Raw genomic sequence first — 17,203 nt, 5'->3', positions numbered from 1 at the left:
CCATAGTTCACCTCTCCTTCAGGTTAATATAAGTCTGATACATACTCATATAATGGGAGTAACTTATTCTGTCTTCTCCCATATACTTCTTCTCTCATTATATCAATAAAACAATCTTTGTCAGCATTTTCAGTATTATCTTGTATAAAGCTTGATAAAAGTTCTGGAGATAAATTTTCTACACTTCCACAGCTTATCACAGTTTCTATCCTAAGTTTATTTTCAAAAACATCATAGTTCAATTTCTTTATTAACTTTTTTATATCTATTTCCTTTTCTCCCTTTTTGGTCTTCTTTATTGTATTCCAAGCTGGGGATTTCATTAAGTTTTCCATGCTTTCTTTAAGTTTACTTATGTCTTTATATTTTATGTTGATTATGTACTTAGCTGCATTTATTTCTGCCATAGATTTAAACACTTTTTTATTTTCTACATTTTTTACCTTATCCACCCTTAACACTTCTATTCCACTAGGTGCATTTTTATTTAATTTTTCTTTAATATGATCTTCTAAAACTTCTTCTTCAAAATATAAGTCCATATATTCTCCGCAGGAATAAACTCCTACAGCTAGAGGCTGTGCTATAGACATATTTATATGTGGATTAAATCCCTTAGAATATTCTACAGGAAGCTCTGATCTCTTTATCATCCTCTGTATGGTTCTCAATAAATCAAGGTGTCCTATGAATCTTATACTATGTTTTTTACTGAACTTTATTAAATACTGAGCCCTCAAAGCATTTACCTCCTAAATTAACATTAACTCCGCAATTTTTACATCCCAATCTACAATCTGGAGTTACTTCAGCCTTTTTAGCCTTTTCATTTTCCTCTATTAGGAATTTCTTATTTACTCCTATATCTATGAAATCCCAGGGAAGTATTTCTTCATAACTTCTATTTCTATAAGCATAAAAATCGCCATCTACATTACATTCTTTAAAGGCTTCCTCCCATAAATCAAAATTGAAATACTCCGACCAACTATCGAACTTAGCTCCTTTTTCGTAAGCTTTAATAAGTACTTCACAGAGCCTTCTATCTCCCCTTGCAAATACAGCTTCCAAATAGCTTAAAGGACTCTCATGCCAATTATATACTATATGCCTACTGTTTATGGAAGATCTCAATTCTCTAATTTCTTCTTTAACATCTTCCATTTTTATTTGAGCAGTCCACTGAAATGGTGTAAAAGGTTTTGGCACAAATATTGAAGTACTAACTGTTACTTTTAATCCCTTTTTTCTTTTATCCTTAGGTACTTTGAAATATTCATCCACTACTTTTTGGGATAAATGTGCAATTTCCTTTACATCTTCCATTGTTTCGTAGGGAAGCCCTATCATAAAATACAACTTTATGGTAGACCATCCAGACTCAAAAGCACTGCTTACAGAATCCATCAAATTTTTCTCTGTAACACCCTTATTTATTACATCTCTCATTCTCTGACTTCCTGCCTCTGGTGCAAAAGTAAGTCCAGTTTTTCTAACTTTTTGTATTTCATTTATAAGTCCTACAGAAAAAGAATCTATTCTAAGTGAAGGCAAGGATAACCCTACTTTGTCTTTTTTATGTTCATTTATAAAATTAACAACTAAATTTTTTAAATCTGAATAATCACATATACTCAAAGAAGTAAGAGATACCTCCGAATATCCTGTACTTTTTATAAGCTTATCTGCTGTTTCCAAAAGTTTAGATGTTTTTTTCTCCCTTACAGGCCTGTATATCATACCTGCCTGACAAAACCTGCATCCTCTAGTACATCCCCTAAAAGTCTCAAGAGTTATCCTGTCATGTACTATATCTGTATAAGGCACTATAATTTTATCTGGATATTCCACATCATTAAAATTTTTGATTATCCTTTTAGTAATCCTAGGTGGCACATCATCATAAAGCGGTTTAAATTCTCTTATGGTTCCATCTTCATTATAGTTTACATCATAAAGAGAAGGCACATATATACCCTCTATATGGCACACCGCCCTCAAAAATTCTTTTTTTCTTCCTTTATACTCTTTGTAAAGGTCCATAATCTCGTTCATCTGTTCCTCTGATTCACCTAAAGCAAACATATCTGCTATATCAAAGAGAGGTTCAGGGTTATAGGCACAGGGCCCTCCACACATAATTATAGGATCTTCTTCTCCTCTATCAGAAGCCCTAATAGAAAGTCCAGCTAAATTTAACATATTTAAAATATTAGTATAACTCATTTCATATTGAAGAGTGAACCCTATAAAATCAAAATTCTTTATAGGATCTTTGCTCTCAAGTCCATAAAGTGATATATTATTTTTTCTCATAAGTTCTTCCATATCAGGCCAGGGTGCAAATACTCTTTCACAATAAGTATCTTTTCTTTCATTTAGTATATAGTAAAGTATTTTCATACCAAGGTATGACATTCCAACTTCATATACATCCGGAAAGCAAAATGCATATCTAATATCTACTTCATCCTTATTTTTTACATAGGAATTCATCTCCCCTCCAATATATCGGGCAGGTTTTTCCACTTTAAATAATATATCATCAGAAATTCTATTCATTAAAAATCCTCCTCTTAGGTATCATTCCTATATTTTAGCATAACCAAAAATAATTTAAAATATATAAACCTAAGGCAAAGACAAAATCTATACAATCTTGTTCTTTCCTTAGGTTAAAAAGTATTATTTATCATTTAATATTTCAATAAATTTTTCTAGAGTTATATTTCCATATAACTTCAACCCTTCTATAATTTCTTCTTCGTATATTGTATCTATTAAATTCATCTCATCATCTAAGACCATAAATGTATTATACTTATTCTTATCAAATAGCCCCATAGCTGTAAGCAAATTCTGTTTATAGTATATTGATAAAGCCCTGTTTTCAATATAACCTCTCTTTATAAATTTGTACCTTTTTCTAATTATATCACCCATAATTATATATGATATCCTTTCATTTTCCTTTAAAGAAGTAGTAACTATAAATATCCCTATTATTCCTATACTAAAATTGCTATATCCATTTAAAAATAAGAGAATGTACATAAACATAAGTGATATTCCAATAAGTATACTTGTCATTATCATAATTCTATTTGCTTTTCTATAAGTCATTTTTAAGTTTAAGATGCTTCTCAATATTCTTCCTCCATCCAAAGGAAAAGCCGGTATTAAATTAAATAATCCTATAGCTAAATTTATAGAGAAGAACATATAGAAAATGCTTGAGCAAAAATTCTTATATGCAAAATAAAAAACTGCGCTAAAAATTAAATTAGCTGCAGGACCAGAAATTGAAATCATTAGATCTTCTCTTGGAAATGCTTCATCTATATCTTTAAGTTTTATAACTGCCCCTATTGCTATAAATTCTACGTCAAATCCAGAAAATTTATAATACCTAGCAGCTAAATAGTGAACCATTTCATGAAAGAAAACTATAATAAAAGTATAAATAAGTTTCCCTTTATACCCTATAAAAATCAGAAATATCACATATGGTATAAAATATTTACTTATTTTAATCACAGAAATACCTCTTAAAATTTATTCTTCTTCATTTACTCTAATACGATTCATTACATTTTCAGCCCCGTTTTTAATATCATTTATATTTATATTTTTGAGTTGAGTTTCTATTTTGCTATAATCATAATTTTCATTCACAACTTCCTTAGAATAACTATATACACTTTTAGTCTGTGGAGTTTGTACAATTTTACAAACTATAACGAATGCAAACAACACTAACACTCCTATTAGATCCCTTATAATTCTCTTGACCAAATAATTACTCTTTTGAAAAAAGAAACCCCCACTACTTCTTATTCTATCATGGTGCGGTGAGTAATTGGCTCTTCCTTTTAAAGAATTATAATAATTTTGGTATTCCGAATCATAATTTCCCAATATAGATTCCCCCATTTAAAATGATACACATAATTATATATATTTAAGGGGCAACCTATTTATTACTTAAGCATATTTTTAATAATTAAAAATTAAGAGTTAATAGTTAATAGTTATGGATGATTTTTTTCCGTTAACACTTCAAAAAGTCTAAAACATAGGCTATTGAAGCAAAGCTTCAATAGCCTATAAATTTAAAATTTTTCATAACATAGTGAAGAAAAGTTCTCACTAACTATTAATTCTTCATTCTTAACTATCAACTAAAAAATATAGCTTGTCTACTAATTATGTGACTTTAGTGCTTTTACAAAAACTTCTGCAGAACCTAAATTAGTAGCTAGAGGAACACAGTGAACATCACAGATTCTAAGTAATGCAGCAATATCTGGTTCATGGGGCTGTGAAGTTAAAGGATCTCTTAAAAAAATAACTATATCCATTTCTCCCTGTGCCACTTTACTTCCTATTTCTTGATCCCCACCTAATGGTCCTGAAAGAAATCTATTAACTTTTAGACCTGTCATCTCATTTATAAGCTTTCCTGTAGTTCCTGTAGCAAAAATCTCATGACCTTCAAAAACATCTTTATATCTTTTTACAAAATCTACTATATCGTCTTTTTTCTTATCATGTGCTATAAAAGCAATTCTCATATAAATTTCCCCCTAAAAATTAATCTTTTTCCTTCTCATACCTATGTTTAAAATTAAACCTATTTCTATAAATGCTGCAAGCAGCGAACTTCCACCATAACTCATAAAAGGCAATGTTATACCTGTTATAGGAAGTAATCCTATAGTCATACCTACATTTTGAAAAATTGAAAATAACATCATTGAGGCTATTCCTACACATACTATAGATCCAAAAATATCTTTAGCTTCCCTGGATATTTTTATGGACCTATAAAGTATAATAACATAAAACAGTATCAAAGCTAAAGCCCCAACAAGTCCCCATTCTTCTCCAACTACAGAAAATATAAAATCTGTATGGGCCTCTGGTACATACCCTCCTGATATCTGAGTTCCCTTCAAGAATCCTTTTCCCCAAATTCCACCTGAACCAATTCCTATTTGTGATTGGGTAACCTGAAGAGCATAAGACATTTGATATTTTTCAGGATTAAACAAAGATATTATTCTCATTTTTTGATATTCTTCTATAAGAGGTGTATTTAAAGCTATAACTATTAAAACAGTTAATGCCAAAAGCCCTCCTATTAATACTCTTAAATCCAATTTTGCAACAAAAACTATTCCAAGAACTGCAAAAAAACATACCATTGTCATTCCCATGTCAGGCTGTTTTACAATTAGAGCCATAGGAATAAGTGGATAAATCATAAGCTTCATAAAATTTTTTACGTTGTTTATATTTCCTTCCATATCCTCTAGTTTTTTTGCAATCATTAATACAATTCCTATTTTTGCAAATTCAGAAGGCTGCATGCTAACAGGACCAATTTTAATCCATGATGAAGCTCCATTAACCGTAGCCTGAAATGCTGGTATGCAATTTATTATAAGTAAAAACACACAAAACCAGTATATTATACCAACATAACCTTTTATGACAGAATAATCTACTAGAAGTATAAAATAAGTTAGTACAATCCCTACAGCCATATACATAAGCTGTGATTTTAAAAAATGAGTTCCATCACTCATATGGGAGGCACTATAAATATTTAAACTTCCAAAGATACATATAATTATGGCAGTAATTAGTATAGGAAAATCAAATTCCCTTAAAAGCTTCCTGTTTATGACAAATTTTTCAAGCATTTTATACATCCCTCCAATGCAACTATAATGATTATAACACAGGAACATAAAAAAGCTATGCATAATTTATACATAGCCTATTTATTATACTTAACCTTTTTTATAGGTATACTGGCCACAAGTGCTGCTGAATTTCCCGTTAATTCCTCTGAATTTGTCATTTTTACATCTATTTCAGAACGATCTATCTCCATATATTTTGAAAGTACTTTAAGTATGTCATCTTTTATATTGTCTAATACTTCCTTTGACATATCACATCTGTCGTGTATTAGTATTAATCTCAATCTTTCTTTAGCTACATCTTTGGAAGATTGCCTAGAGAACATCTTAAACAAATCCATTCCCTTACTCCCCCTTTATTTAATACCAAATAGTTTCTTTATTGAAGAAAACAATCCTTCATGGCTAGTATTCAAATCCATAAGAGGCACTTTTTCCCCTGTTATTCTCTTAGCTATATTTCTAAATGCTTGTCCTGATAATGAGCTGCTAGTGAGTACTATAGGTTCACCCTTATTTGTAGAAATAGTTATATTTCTGTCATCCGGCACTACTCCTATAAGTTCTATAGCCAAACTATCTAATATATCATTTACATCCAGCATATCTCCATTTTTAGTCATTTCATAATTTATTCTGTTTACTATAAGTTGATGTTTTTCAATTCCTTTAGCATCTAACTTTCCAATGACTCTGTCAGAATCCCTAACTGAAGTAACTTCAGGATTTACTACAACTAATGCCCTATCTGCCCCTACTATTGCATTTTCAAATCCATGCTCAATTCCTGCAGGACAATCTATAATTACGTAGTCATATTCACTTTTTAATTCTTCAATTAAATTTAGCATATCTTGGGTACTTATATCATCTTTATCTCTTGTTTGTGCTGTAGGCAAAAGATACAAGTTTGGTAGCCTCTTATCCTTTATAAGAGCCTGCTTTAATCTGCACTTGTCTTCTACTACATCAAGTATGGTAAATACAATTCTATTTTCAAGTCCCATAAGAACATCTAAATTTCTAAGTCCTGTATCTCCATCTACTACTACTACACTTTTATTCAAAGCAGCTAATGCAGTGCCTATATTTGCCGTAGTAGTAGTTTTTCCCACTCCACCTTTGCCTGATGTTACTACAATTGCTTCTCCCATCTATACTACCTCCATCAAATAAATTTATTAGACAAATCTCTCTTAATATATGAACGTATACAATTAACGATAATCATCTAAGCAATAAAACCATCTATAGAATATTATACTAGACATAGCAAGAATAATCCAGAATATTATTCAGTACAATTTATACCAATTATATAGCTTTAAAGTTACTAACAAAGAACTTCAGCATAAAATAAAGCTGAAGTTCTTACTAACTATGAGATATCAAATAAACTTATTAGGCAAATAGGGTTCTACTATTATTATATTTTCCCTAATCTTAGCTACTTCTGGATACTGTGGTTTAATATTGTCCTCTGGTGATCTGGTAACTATGTCTGCAATTTGAAGCATTTCCGGCTGCAAACAAATTGAAGCAACTATAGCTTTTGCATTCCCCCCAAATCCAGCATGGGCATATCCATGAAGCGCTCCAAAAACTATTATATTACCCCCTGCATATATTTCGGAACCTGCATTTACATCTCCAATTACAACTATATTTCCCGAATAATTTACTATTTGACCACTTCTAACCGTCCTATGTAAAAATTTAGTTCTTCCTTCGTAAATTCCCGAAAATACTTTGCTTGGTTTTTCACTGCTGTCCTCAAATATGCAATCCTTTATGAGAAATTTTTCAAACAATATATTTTTAAGTTCATTAAATTGCTTTTCATTTAAGCTCTTTAATTCTGTTGTTATTTTCAGAGTACATCCCTTATAAAACATTTTTCCAGTTGAAAGCCTTTTAATTAAACTTTCAAGCATTTCATCAAAATCTTTAAAACCATTATTATTTATAATTATATTTATTCCATCTCTATTACCCTTAATTACTATATTATTATTCCTCATAATTAGCCTCCATAAGTCACCTCATATATTATTTCAACACTCTTTACATAAATCCTTCCTAATCTCCAACTTTATTTTTTAATATAATACTTGTTCTGGAAATTCTTATTTAAGCTAAATTCTAATTAAAACTATTATCATATAAGGGGCTGTCACATTAAGAAATTTACATACAATATATTGTTTTAAAGATTAATGATAAACACAGTATATTGTAATATTTATTCTTAGTGCGACAGCCCCTTTATTTTAATTACTGTTTTGTTGAGTACTTGTACTAGTAGGTGTACTAGTAGTTATACGGCCTGTTTCAGCAAAGTATGCTGAAAAAATATCTCTTGTTACAGTAGCTGCACCATATCCTCCTTGACCACCATCAAACAGAACTGCACATACTGCTATTTCAGGTTTATCAAGAGGCGCAAACCCAACATATTCAGAATAGTCGGTTCTACCTATTTGTTCCTGATTTCCTAAACTTGCAGTACCGGTCTTTCCTCCTGTACTTATAGGAAATCCTCTAAATATCTGCGCTGCTGTACCGCCTTCATTAACTGATCCCATTCCAGCTTTAATGGCCTCTACAGTTTCTTGATTAATTCCAGTTTTCTGTATGACTTCTGGTTTAACCTGCTCAATAATTCCTCCGTTAGAATTTAAATATTTGTCTACCAAATGTACTTTATATCTAGTTCCACCATTCACAAGAGTGGCAATATAATTTGCCATCTGAAGAGGAGTAAACTCATTCAACCCTTGTCCTATAGCAGCATTTTCTATATTAGCCGGTACCTTTAACTGAGCATTTGCATCTGAAACAGTTATACTGTATATGACATCAATCAAATCATCCATCTTTTCATCACTTATATCCTTTTTGTTATTAGGATCTTCCTTTACAAGTTCAGAAAATAATTCTTTGTATTTTGCTTTATCAAAAGCACTCTTTCCATCTTTTACAGAATTCTTTATCAAAGTTTTGATATCATTTTTAATTTGCTTTATCTTGCTTGAATCACTGCTATTATCATATAGATTAAGTGAAGCTACCTTATGACCCTTATCATCCTGACCATCTCTAAGATCAGCCATAACCTGCCACAAATAAGTACTAGCATAGGTATTTTTATTCGATACTGTATTGTATACTTGCCCAAACTTTTCTGGGATTTCTATCCCAGTGGATGCTTTTACATCACTATTTACAGGAACGCCAAGTCCAAACTTCCATGCATATTTGGCAAGTCCATCGTCTCCAAGAGCCTCACGAATTCGCTTACCTACAGTCATAAAATAAGGGTTACTGGATACTTGTAGAGCCTTTGCCAAATCCACTACTCCTTTTGGACCATCCAATATAAACTTTACAATTTTTCCGCCCTGATCAAACTGTCCAGTATCATCTACACAAAAGCCTGGATTTATTACTCCACTTTCAAGACCTGCAATAGCAGTCATTGGCTTAAATGTAGAACCCGGAGGTATTAAAGACTGAGTAGCATAATTATAAAACGGTTTTGGATATATGTCATAAACATCCTGTCTTATAGTAGTGTTATTTTTTATACTTGTATCAAGTGGGAATAATGTATTTAGTACCTGATCCTCTGTCTCTCCTGGAAAGTTTGAAGTTATATTTCTCTTTTCTATATATTCCTTCCCAAAAGCTCCTAAATCCGGATTGAAATATTGTTGATATAAATCTTGAGAAATCATTCCAGGAACTGCAAACATGTTTGGATCATATCCTGGCCTGCTTGCCATGGCAAGTACAGCTCCCGTATTCACATCAAGCACCACTGCTGCTCCTCTAGTTGCATTGGTAGTATCAGATCTATCCTGTCCGTAAGGATTAGCTCTGAGACTTGCCATAGTAGTATCAAGTGCATCTTCTGCTGCTTTTTGAACCGTGGAATCCACTGTTAGCTGAACTGTTTGACCTGGATAAGAGTCCTTTGTACCTAGTTCTTGAACTATTTTTCCATTTTTATTCAACTTTACTATTTTTCCTCCCTTTGACCCTTTCAATCTATCTTCAAGCGCACCTTCTATACCTGCCTGACCTACATAATCACTACTTACATCATAACCTTTTTCCTTGTATTTATCATAATCAGAAGATATTTTAGATATATATCCTATAAAGCTAGATCCCAGTTCCTTATTAGGATAATATCTTATAGGCTGGGTATCCACATCTATTCCCGGGAGTTCATTTGACATTTGTAAAAATTTAAAGGCAGTATCCTTTTTTATATTACTTGCAACTGTTACAGGTTTATACCCAGAATAACTCTGCATTTTTAAAGTATCCTTAATAATCATATATCTTCTCTGATCTTCTAAAGAATATGCACTACTTATTTTATACTTGGCAATAAGCTTTTTGAAAGTATCCTCTGGAGTTATTTTGAGTAGTTCTTTATTCACTAAACTCTTCAAATCATCTTCAGATATATTTTTATTTTTGCTTTTAATTTTCTTTTCTATTTCGTCATTTAATCCTCTATCCCTTTTAAACTTAATTTCAAGATTCTTTCTAGTTTCTTCATCATCACTTCTAAATTCAAACCTATAAGGATTTATCTTAAGTTCAAAATCATCCTTCTGACTTTCCCCACTTTCATCTAGTATCTTAAATACTTTACTCATAGTAGGAAAAAAAGTCTTATCATTTTCATCCGTTTGATTGTATATGAGCACATAACTTTGGTTACTAGTAGCTAAAATGTTACCTTTATTGTCCAAAATTTTTCCTCTTGGTGCCGCTTCCTGTATTTCTGTCAAAGATTTATTATTGGACTGCTCTTTATATTCCTGCCCCTTTACTACTTGGAGAAAGAGAAGTCTTCCAGCAATAGTTGCAAAAATAGCTACCATAATAACTGCTAGTACAGTATATCTTGTAATATTAGAATGCTTCTTCTCTTTCAAAAAATATCATCTCCACCTTTAAAATTTCCACTTAGCTTCCATATAATCTTTACTACAAAGATTATATATTGGTTTATACATAAATATACACAAAACCATATCATAAATTCCTGTGAAAAATACATTTTTTATATTCACATACACTCCACATGAGTATAAAATGCCCATTATTAACAAACCCTTAAACAAAACAAGTAAAAAACAAGAAATAACAGGAATAAGTCTTCTTTTTCTAAATATACTATTTCCTACAATACCTGCAATTACACATACTATCATATTTGTGAACGAGTTTATTCCAAAACCATATGAAAAGTATATATCCTGAAGTAACCCTGCAAACACTCCAAGCCACATACCTTCCCACGTTCCATTTACAATGGAATAGCAAATTACAAATATTATAAGTAACCCTGGATAAAAACTCTTCACCGCAAAAAAAGGCATCAGTGAATTATCCAAAATAAATAGCAGAACTGATAATAGAACTAATACTAATAATTTTTTCATTTTACATCCACCCTAGTATTTTATATCCGTTTTGTCTTGAGGCACCACAATAAGTAGCTCCTGAAGCTTATCAAAATTCACATAAGGTTTTATCAAAGCATTTTTCATTACTTTTCCCTTATCATCCTCTACACTTATTACAGTTCCAATTCTTATTCCTCTAGGATATGAACTATTAATTCCTGATGTTAAGATAACATCTCCCTTTTTTATAGTAGAGTCCTGTGGAAGATAATATAATTTTGCTAAAAATTGATTATTACCATCACTGTATCCTTTTACCATACCACTATTTGTCACATCATTTGTATCTGTCGAAGTACCTTCAATAGTCCCACCTACTGCTAGATTTTCGTTAGCCAGAGACTGTACTATAGACCAACTGCTTTCCACATGGACAACCTGTCCCACCAATCCATCAGCAGTAACTGCGACCATCTGCTTTTTTATACCGTCCTTACTGCCTCTATTTATTGCAAATTCATTTAAAATTCCATCACTACTTCTACCTATTACGTCACAGCCTATATAATCATATTCTGATTTTTGGCTTTTAAAATTCAGCTCTTTTCTTAGTTGGGAATTATCATTTTTAAGTGAATTATATTCTACTAATTTATTTTTTAGTGAACTATTTTCCTTCTTCAATTCCTCATTTTCACTTTTTACCCTAGAAAAGTTTATTATAAAACTCAGAGAATTTTTTATACTATTATTGACCTTGTATAATCCTCCTTGAAAAGAATTAAAAGTAACACCTATGCCATTTCTTACAATTGAGTTGCTATTACCCTTGATACTAAAAGAGATCAAAGCTAAAAAAATAATCGAAAGTACTATTATAGCTAATACAAGTTTATTTCTCAAAAATCTCATAATACATCACTATTTTCTACTAGCTACTATTTTATCAATAGTATCAAGAGCTTTTCCAGCACCTAGTGCAACACAATCAAGAGGTGCTTCAGCTATATGAACAGGCATATGTGTTTCTTGATTTATCAACTGATCCAATCCTCTAAGCATAGCTCCACCACCTGCAAGCATAATTCCTTTGTCCATTATATCTGATGCAAGTTCTGGTGGTGTCTTTTCAAGGGTAGTTTTTATAGCATCAATTATTGCTGCTACAGGTTCCTTAAGAGCTTCTCTTATTTCACCTTCTGTTATATTTATAACCTTAGGTAACCCTGATATTAAGTCTCTTCCTCTTATCTCCATGGAATTTTCTTCACCTATATCAAAAGCTGAACCTAATTCAATTTTTACATTTTCCGCAGTTCTTTCACCTATCATTAAATTGTATTCTTTCTTTATGTAGCCTATTATAGCCTGATCCAACTCATCACCAGCAATTCTTAAAGATTTACTTGTAACAATTCCTCCAAGTGATATTATAGCTACTTCTGTAGTACCTCCACCTATATCTACAATCATACTTCCTGTTGGTTCATTTACTGGAAGTCCTGCGCCAATAGCAGCTGCCATAGGTTCCTCCATTAAAAGCACGTCCCTTGCTCCTGCATGCTTTGTTGCCTCTTCTATTGCCCTTTTTTCAACTTCCGTAACTCCAGATGGAAAGCATACAAATATCCTAGGACTAGTAAATGCTGACTTAGGACTTACTTTTTCTATAAATTTTCTAAGCATAGTATGAGTAACATCAAAATCAGCAATAACGCCATCTTTTAGCGGTCTTATAGCCACAATATTACCAGGAGTTCTTCCTATCATATCTTTTGCTTCATTACCTATTGCCATTACCTTCTTTACATCATTATTTATAGCAACTACAGAAGGCTCTCTAAGTACTATTCCCTTTCCTTTAACATATATGAGTGTATTAGCTGTTCCTAAATCAATTCCCATGTCTCTTGACATTCCAAAAAATCCCATTTATATTACTCCTTTCAATATCCACAAATTCCTTTTTGTTTTAAACTAACATATATTTCGTTTCCTATTATAAGATGATCTAATAGCTGTATGCCTAAAAGTTCACCGCATTCTTTTAATCTATGTGTTATATTTATATCCTCATTACTAGGTGATGGATCTCCCGAAGGATGGTTATGGCACACAATTATAGATGCACTATTTTTCTTTATAGCATAGTAAAATACTTCCCTTGGATGTACCAGTGCAGAATTTAAACTTCCTATAAATACATCTCTAATGCCTATAACTATATTTTTTGTATTCAACATAATAACTTTAAAATATTCCTGCTTCAATCCCTTCATTTCTTCCATGACAAGCATTGCTGCATCTCCTGGATTGCATATCTTATAATCATCACCATCCCTATAGGATTTGAATCTCTTTGCCAATTCCACCACAGCAAATATTTTAGCAGATTTTGCCTTTCCAATGCCCCTAATATTCATAAGATCTTCTAAATTAGAATTAAAAATTCCATTTAGTCCTCCATTGTCTTTTATAATCCTGCTGCTTAAAGATATTATATTTTCTTTTTTTGTACCTGAACCAAGTATTATTGCCAAAAGTTCTGAATTAGAAAGAACTTCTGGTCCATATCTGAATAACCTCTCCCTAGGTCTTTCATTTTGTGGTAAATCCATAATTTTTACTAATTCATTCATTTAAAAACTCCTTATTATAGATTTAACCCCATCTCACTTAACATATTATACAACTTATTTAAAGGTAATCCTACTACATTATAATAACATCCATGGATTTCTCTTACAAAAACTCCTCCATGACCTTGAATGCCATAGGCACCTGCTTTATCCTTATATTCTCCTGTTTTTAAATACTCCCTTATGCGTTTATCGTCTATTTTAGAAAATATTACACGAGTACACACAAAGTCCTTAATTATTTTATTTGAGGATTTATCTATAATTGCTATGCCTGAATATACCTTATGCTCATTTCCGCTTAAGGATTTCAGCATATGAAAACCTTCCTCTATACTACGTGGTTTTCCAAGTACCTTTTCTTTAAAAAATACTATTGTATCACATCCTATTATTATAGAACTACTGTCTTTCAACTTTGAGCACACATTTTTAGCTTTACCTTCAGCTAGCTCCATAACATAAGAACCACAATTTCCATTAAATTCAACAGAATTTTCATCAAAATCACTTACCATAACTTCAAAATTTCCTGTTAATCTCTTTAAAAGTTCCTTTCGCCTACTGGAAGCCGAAGCCAATACAATCTCCATGTCATCACTTCCTAATATCTTCTATATAGTATTATAGCCACAATTATACCAATTATAGTCATAATGTTTATACTAAACTTTGCTCCTAAAGTCAATACTACAACCTTAAGATTTAATATAACTGGTTCAGTCATCCCTACAGAATAAGAATTTTTAAAAAAGTTTAGAAAACTAAAATTATTTCCAATAGCATCTCCTATAAGACTTCCACATATAGCTCCTAAAATTATAAGAAACCATAAAAAGCTCTTACCTTTTTCAGCCCCTCTCACAAAAATCCCCCTACCTTAACATTATATCTTATATAGTTTATCATTTAATAAAAGCATAAACAAGTATATATATTATTGTTCAAAAAAATTTTTTAATTAAACATAAAAATGACAAGTATTGGTGTAAATGTCCCCGTACTTGCCCTTATATTATGACCGATTATCTTAACAAGATAAAATTAATTAGATTTTACTTTTTTTAATATATTAAATATATACATATAATTTTCTTCAGCTTTATCCTTCGTTATTTCTTTAGGAAGCTTGTTTACATATTCTGTTAAATCTTTTAAAACTAATTTATTATTGCCATTTTCCGTTTTTTCACTTTTTAAAGAAGAACACCATTTTTTTAATTCATCTGTTTGTATAGATTTTACATCTTGTTCTGAAAGCTTATTTAGTATCTCTAGATTTGCATTTATTATTTCTGCTATTTCAACATTACACAGATCATCCCTCTTTATTGTAAATGCCATTTTTGAATTGTCTATTTTTTGGTCTGTAAGAGATTTCATCATTTTTTCTCCAACATCCTCTTGAAACACACCTAAAAATACCCTTGTCTTATCTGAATCCTGTATACAAAATGGAAATCCATATTTAGCTAACAAACTCTTTTCCTCTGCTGCGTTATTTTTATCTTTATAAACTCCACCTTGTACAGCTATAAATTCAGTAGATTTACCATCTACAGCTGAACTACTCTTATCAGAAGTATTTTGAACCTTATTTTGAGATACAGTACTGGCCGTATTGTCATTTAAATTTCCTGATGTTCTAAATACCACTTTAAATATAAAAGTTCCTAGTATAAATGCAGCTGCAAGTATTATACACGTAAAAAACACAAAAGACTTAGTACTTTTCTCTCTTTTTAAATCATATCGTGTGTACTTCATTTTTTCACCCCTAATTTTATACTATTTTTATATATTAATATTATGGGATAAAAAAATTATTACTGATAATTATTAAATTTTTTTCATAATTATCATGTCCATGTGCTTTCCATCTATGTCATAGAAATTCTTTACTATTCTAATAGCTTTATACCCAGCACTTTTCCAGATATTCATGTTTTCAATTTCATTTTTAATTGTTCTAGCAAAAAATTCAGTCACATCATATTCTCTAGAAAAATACTCTATTATTTCTTTTATTAAAATGCCCCCTAAACTTGTATTTTTATATACTTCAGATAGATAAAAATACCATATCCAAAGTTCATTTTCATTTTTAAACTCAATTCTCCCCTTTAATATTCCTATTAAAATACTGCCCTTTTCTATTTTTAAAAAGAACTCACACTGACTTATATAGCTCTCCAAAAATCTCTCTCTTAGATCTTCTAAATTTGTTTCTCCCTCTAGGAAATCCTTCCTATTCATCAATTTTTGTATGGACACTAAATCTTTTTCTTGCACATTAGAGATTTTTATATCTTTATATTCTATTTTAACATCCAGCATTGCTTCACCTCTTTTGTACATTTAATTTGATTTAACTCTATTAAAGGATTATACTTTTAAAATTCTACACAAATTTAAAAATTCCTTTATTTATTAAATCAATTGACATAAAAACAACACTGAATTCTTAAATCACTAATTCCAATTAACTACATTACCATTAGTAGACTAATTTAAAACTCTAGCTCCCTGTAAATCTGGATCAAGTAAAATAACCTTCCAAGTATCTTCTAGTTCACTTAAGAAATTTTTCATGGAACTTACAAATTTCTCTGCATTTTTATCCACTACTGCCATAAGTGTAGATCCTGAACCACTTATAAATTCTCCTATAGATCCTAAGTCTTTGGATTTTTTAAAAACATCATCAAAATTTCTTATTAAACTTTTTCTATAAGGTTGATGGATTTTATCTTCAAAACATATTCTAAGTTTGTCAAATTCATTGTTATAAAGAGCACTTATAAGCATAGCAGACCTAGAAGTGTTAAATATACAGTCCTCTTTTAAATAAGATTTAGGTAGAACTTCCCTAGAAAGAGCTGTGCTAACCTTAAAAGATGGTATCATAGCAACAAATTTTAACTTATTTGGTACATTTACCTTTGAATGTTTTATATCCTCGCCCACTTTTATAGATATTACCATTCCTCCAAGTGCTGCAGGTACAACATTATCAGGATGTCCCTCTATTTTCGTAGCCAAATCAATTACATCTTCCATATCCATTTTATTTTCCATAATTGCATTTGCAGCTGTTATACCACCTACTATACATGCAGAACTACTTCCAAGCCCTCTTGACATAGGTATATCACATTTAAGCACATTTATTTTAAATCCATTATAAGAATATCCTTGTTCATTCATAGCACTCACTATGCTTTGGTATATAAGATTTTCCCTAAAATCCTCTTCTAACTTTAATCCACCATTATATATTTCAGTTTTTCCAGTTATTTCTTCAACTTCAATTTCATTGTATAATTTGAGTGCCATACCTAAAGTATCAAATCCCGGTCCCATATTTGCTGTAGTCGCCGGCACCCTAACTTTGACTTTAGTCATATCTAATATCCCTCCAATT

The 17,203-nt window shown here is 31.0% G+C and carries 19 protein-coding genes; all 19 read right to left on the bottom strand.

Translation table 11 applies throughout. The features are described 5' to 3' along the window. Positions 1 to 23 precede the first annotated feature (23 nt). Positions 24 to 740 (bottom strand): TIGR03936 family radical SAM-associated protein, encoded by a 717-nt coding sequence (locus CLCOS_RS18320; RefSeq protein ID WP_063601786.1) that lies wholly within the window; start codon positions 738 to 740, stop codon positions 24 to 26. Then, a complete protein-coding gene (locus tag CLCOS_RS18315) occupies positions 709 to 2,562 on the bottom strand; it encodes a TIGR03960 family B12-binding radical SAM protein (protein WP_063601785.1) in 1,854 nt (617 codons plus the stop codon). The genes CLCOS_RS18320 and CLCOS_RS18315 overlap by 32 nt, the downstream gene beginning before the upstream one ends. Before the next feature lie 123 nt (positions 2,563 to 2,685). Continuing rightward, positions 2,686 to 3,537, bottom strand: coding sequence for a M50 family metallopeptidase (locus CLCOS_RS18310; RefSeq protein WP_063601784.1), 852 nt, complete (start codon positions 3,535 to 3,537; stop codon positions 2,686 to 2,688). A gap of 18 nt (positions 3,538 to 3,555) precedes the next feature. After that, positions 3,556 to 3,918, bottom strand: coding sequence for a hypothetical protein (locus CLCOS_RS18305; RefSeq protein ID WP_063601783.1), 363 nt, complete (start codon positions 3,916 to 3,918; stop codon positions 3,556 to 3,558). A 284-nt stretch (positions 3,919 to 4,202) separates the two neighbouring features. Continuing rightward, on the bottom strand, positions 4,203 to 4,574 hold the full coding sequence (gene mgsA, locus CLCOS_RS18300; protein WP_013237400.1) for a methylglyoxal synthase: 372 nt from the start codon (positions 4,572 to 4,574) through the stop codon (positions 4,203 to 4,205). 12 nt (positions 4,575 to 4,586) lie between these two features. Continuing rightward, positions 4,587 to 5,708: a rod shape-determining protein RodA gene (rodA, locus tag CLCOS_RS18295; protein ID WP_063601782.1), complete on the bottom strand. Its 1,122-nt coding sequence runs from the start codon at positions 5,706 to 5,708 to the stop codon at positions 4,587 to 4,589. 77 nt (positions 5,709 to 5,785) lie between these two features. Beyond that, a complete protein-coding gene (gene minE / locus CLCOS_RS18290) occupies positions 5,786 to 6,052 on the bottom strand; it encodes a cell division topological specificity factor MinE (RefSeq protein ID WP_013237398.1) in 267 nt (88 codons plus the stop codon). A 15-nt stretch (positions 6,053 to 6,067) separates the two neighbouring features. Then, positions 6,068 to 6,865 (bottom strand): septum site-determining protein MinD, encoded by a 798-nt coding sequence (gene minD, locus CLCOS_RS18285; RefSeq protein WP_013237397.1) that lies wholly within the window; start codon positions 6,863 to 6,865, stop codon positions 6,068 to 6,070. Between the two features lie 234 nt (positions 6,866 to 7,099). After that, positions 7,100 to 7,732, bottom strand: a complete 633-nt coding sequence (gene minC, locus CLCOS_RS18280; protein ID WP_063601781.1) for a septum site-determining protein MinC — start codon at positions 7,730 to 7,732, stop codon at positions 7,100 to 7,102. Between the two features lie 249 nt (positions 7,733 to 7,981). Continuing rightward, positions 7,982 to 10,666: a penicillin-binding transpeptidase domain-containing protein gene (locus CLCOS_RS18275; RefSeq protein ID WP_063601780.1), complete on the bottom strand. Its 2,685-nt coding sequence runs from the start codon at positions 10,664 to 10,666 to the stop codon at positions 7,982 to 7,984. 18 nt (positions 10,667 to 10,684) lie between these two features. Continuing rightward, on the bottom strand, positions 10,685 to 11,176 hold the full coding sequence (gene mreD / locus CLCOS_RS18270; RefSeq protein ID WP_063601779.1) for a rod shape-determining protein MreD: 492 nt from the start codon (positions 11,174 to 11,176) through the stop codon (positions 10,685 to 10,687). A gap of 12 nt (positions 11,177 to 11,188) precedes the next feature. Next, positions 11,189 to 12,052: a rod shape-determining protein MreC gene (mreC, locus tag CLCOS_RS18265; RefSeq protein WP_063601778.1), complete on the bottom strand. Its 864-nt coding sequence runs from the start codon at positions 12,050 to 12,052 to the stop codon at positions 11,189 to 11,191. 9 nt (positions 12,053 to 12,061) lie between these two features. After that, positions 12,062 to 13,072 carry a rod shape-determining protein gene (locus CLCOS_RS18260; RefSeq protein WP_013237392.1) on the bottom strand — a complete coding sequence of 337 codons (1,011 nt, stop codon included), beginning with the start codon at positions 13,070 to 13,072 and terminating at the stop codon, positions 12,062 to 12,064. A 14-nt stretch (positions 13,073 to 13,086) separates the two neighbouring features. Then, positions 13,087 to 13,779: a RadC family protein gene (gene radC / locus CLCOS_RS18255; protein ID WP_013237391.1), complete on the bottom strand. Its 693-nt coding sequence runs from the start codon at positions 13,777 to 13,779 to the stop codon at positions 13,087 to 13,089. A gap of 14 nt (positions 13,780 to 13,793) precedes the next feature. Next, positions 13,794 to 14,372 carry a Maf-like protein gene (locus tag CLCOS_RS18250; protein WP_013237390.1) on the bottom strand — a complete coding sequence of 193 codons (579 nt, stop codon included), beginning with the start codon at positions 14,370 to 14,372 and terminating at the stop codon, positions 13,794 to 13,796. 11 nt (positions 14,373 to 14,383) lie between these two features. Continuing rightward, a complete protein-coding gene (locus tag CLCOS_RS18245) occupies positions 14,384 to 14,644 on the bottom strand; it encodes a DUF4321 domain-containing protein (protein WP_013237389.1) in 261 nt (86 codons plus the stop codon). 179 nt (positions 14,645 to 14,823) lie between these two features. Further along, a complete protein-coding gene (locus CLCOS_RS18240; protein WP_013237388.1) occupies positions 14,824 to 15,546 on the bottom strand; it encodes a hypothetical protein in 723 nt (240 codons plus the stop codon). Between the two features lie 72 nt (positions 15,547 to 15,618). Next, a complete protein-coding gene (locus tag CLCOS_RS18235) occupies positions 15,619 to 16,116 on the bottom strand; it encodes a GNAT family N-acetyltransferase (RefSeq protein ID WP_013237387.1) in 498 nt (165 codons plus the stop codon). A 168-nt stretch (positions 16,117 to 16,284) separates the two neighbouring features. Further along, on the bottom strand, positions 16,285 to 17,184 hold the full coding sequence (gene thrB, locus CLCOS_RS18230) for a homoserine kinase (RefSeq protein WP_063601777.1): 900 nt from the start codon (positions 17,182 to 17,184) through the stop codon (positions 16,285 to 16,287). Positions 17,185 to 17,203: the final 19 nt, after the last annotated feature.

The organism is Clostridium coskatii, assembly GCF_001675205.1.
GTDB classification, from domain to species: Bacteria; Bacillota; Clostridia; order Clostridiales; family Clostridiaceae; genus Clostridium_B; species Clostridium_B ljungdahlii.
The sequence above is the reverse complement of the archived record's forward strand: the minus strand, read 5'-3'. Positions and strand labels throughout refer to the sequence as shown.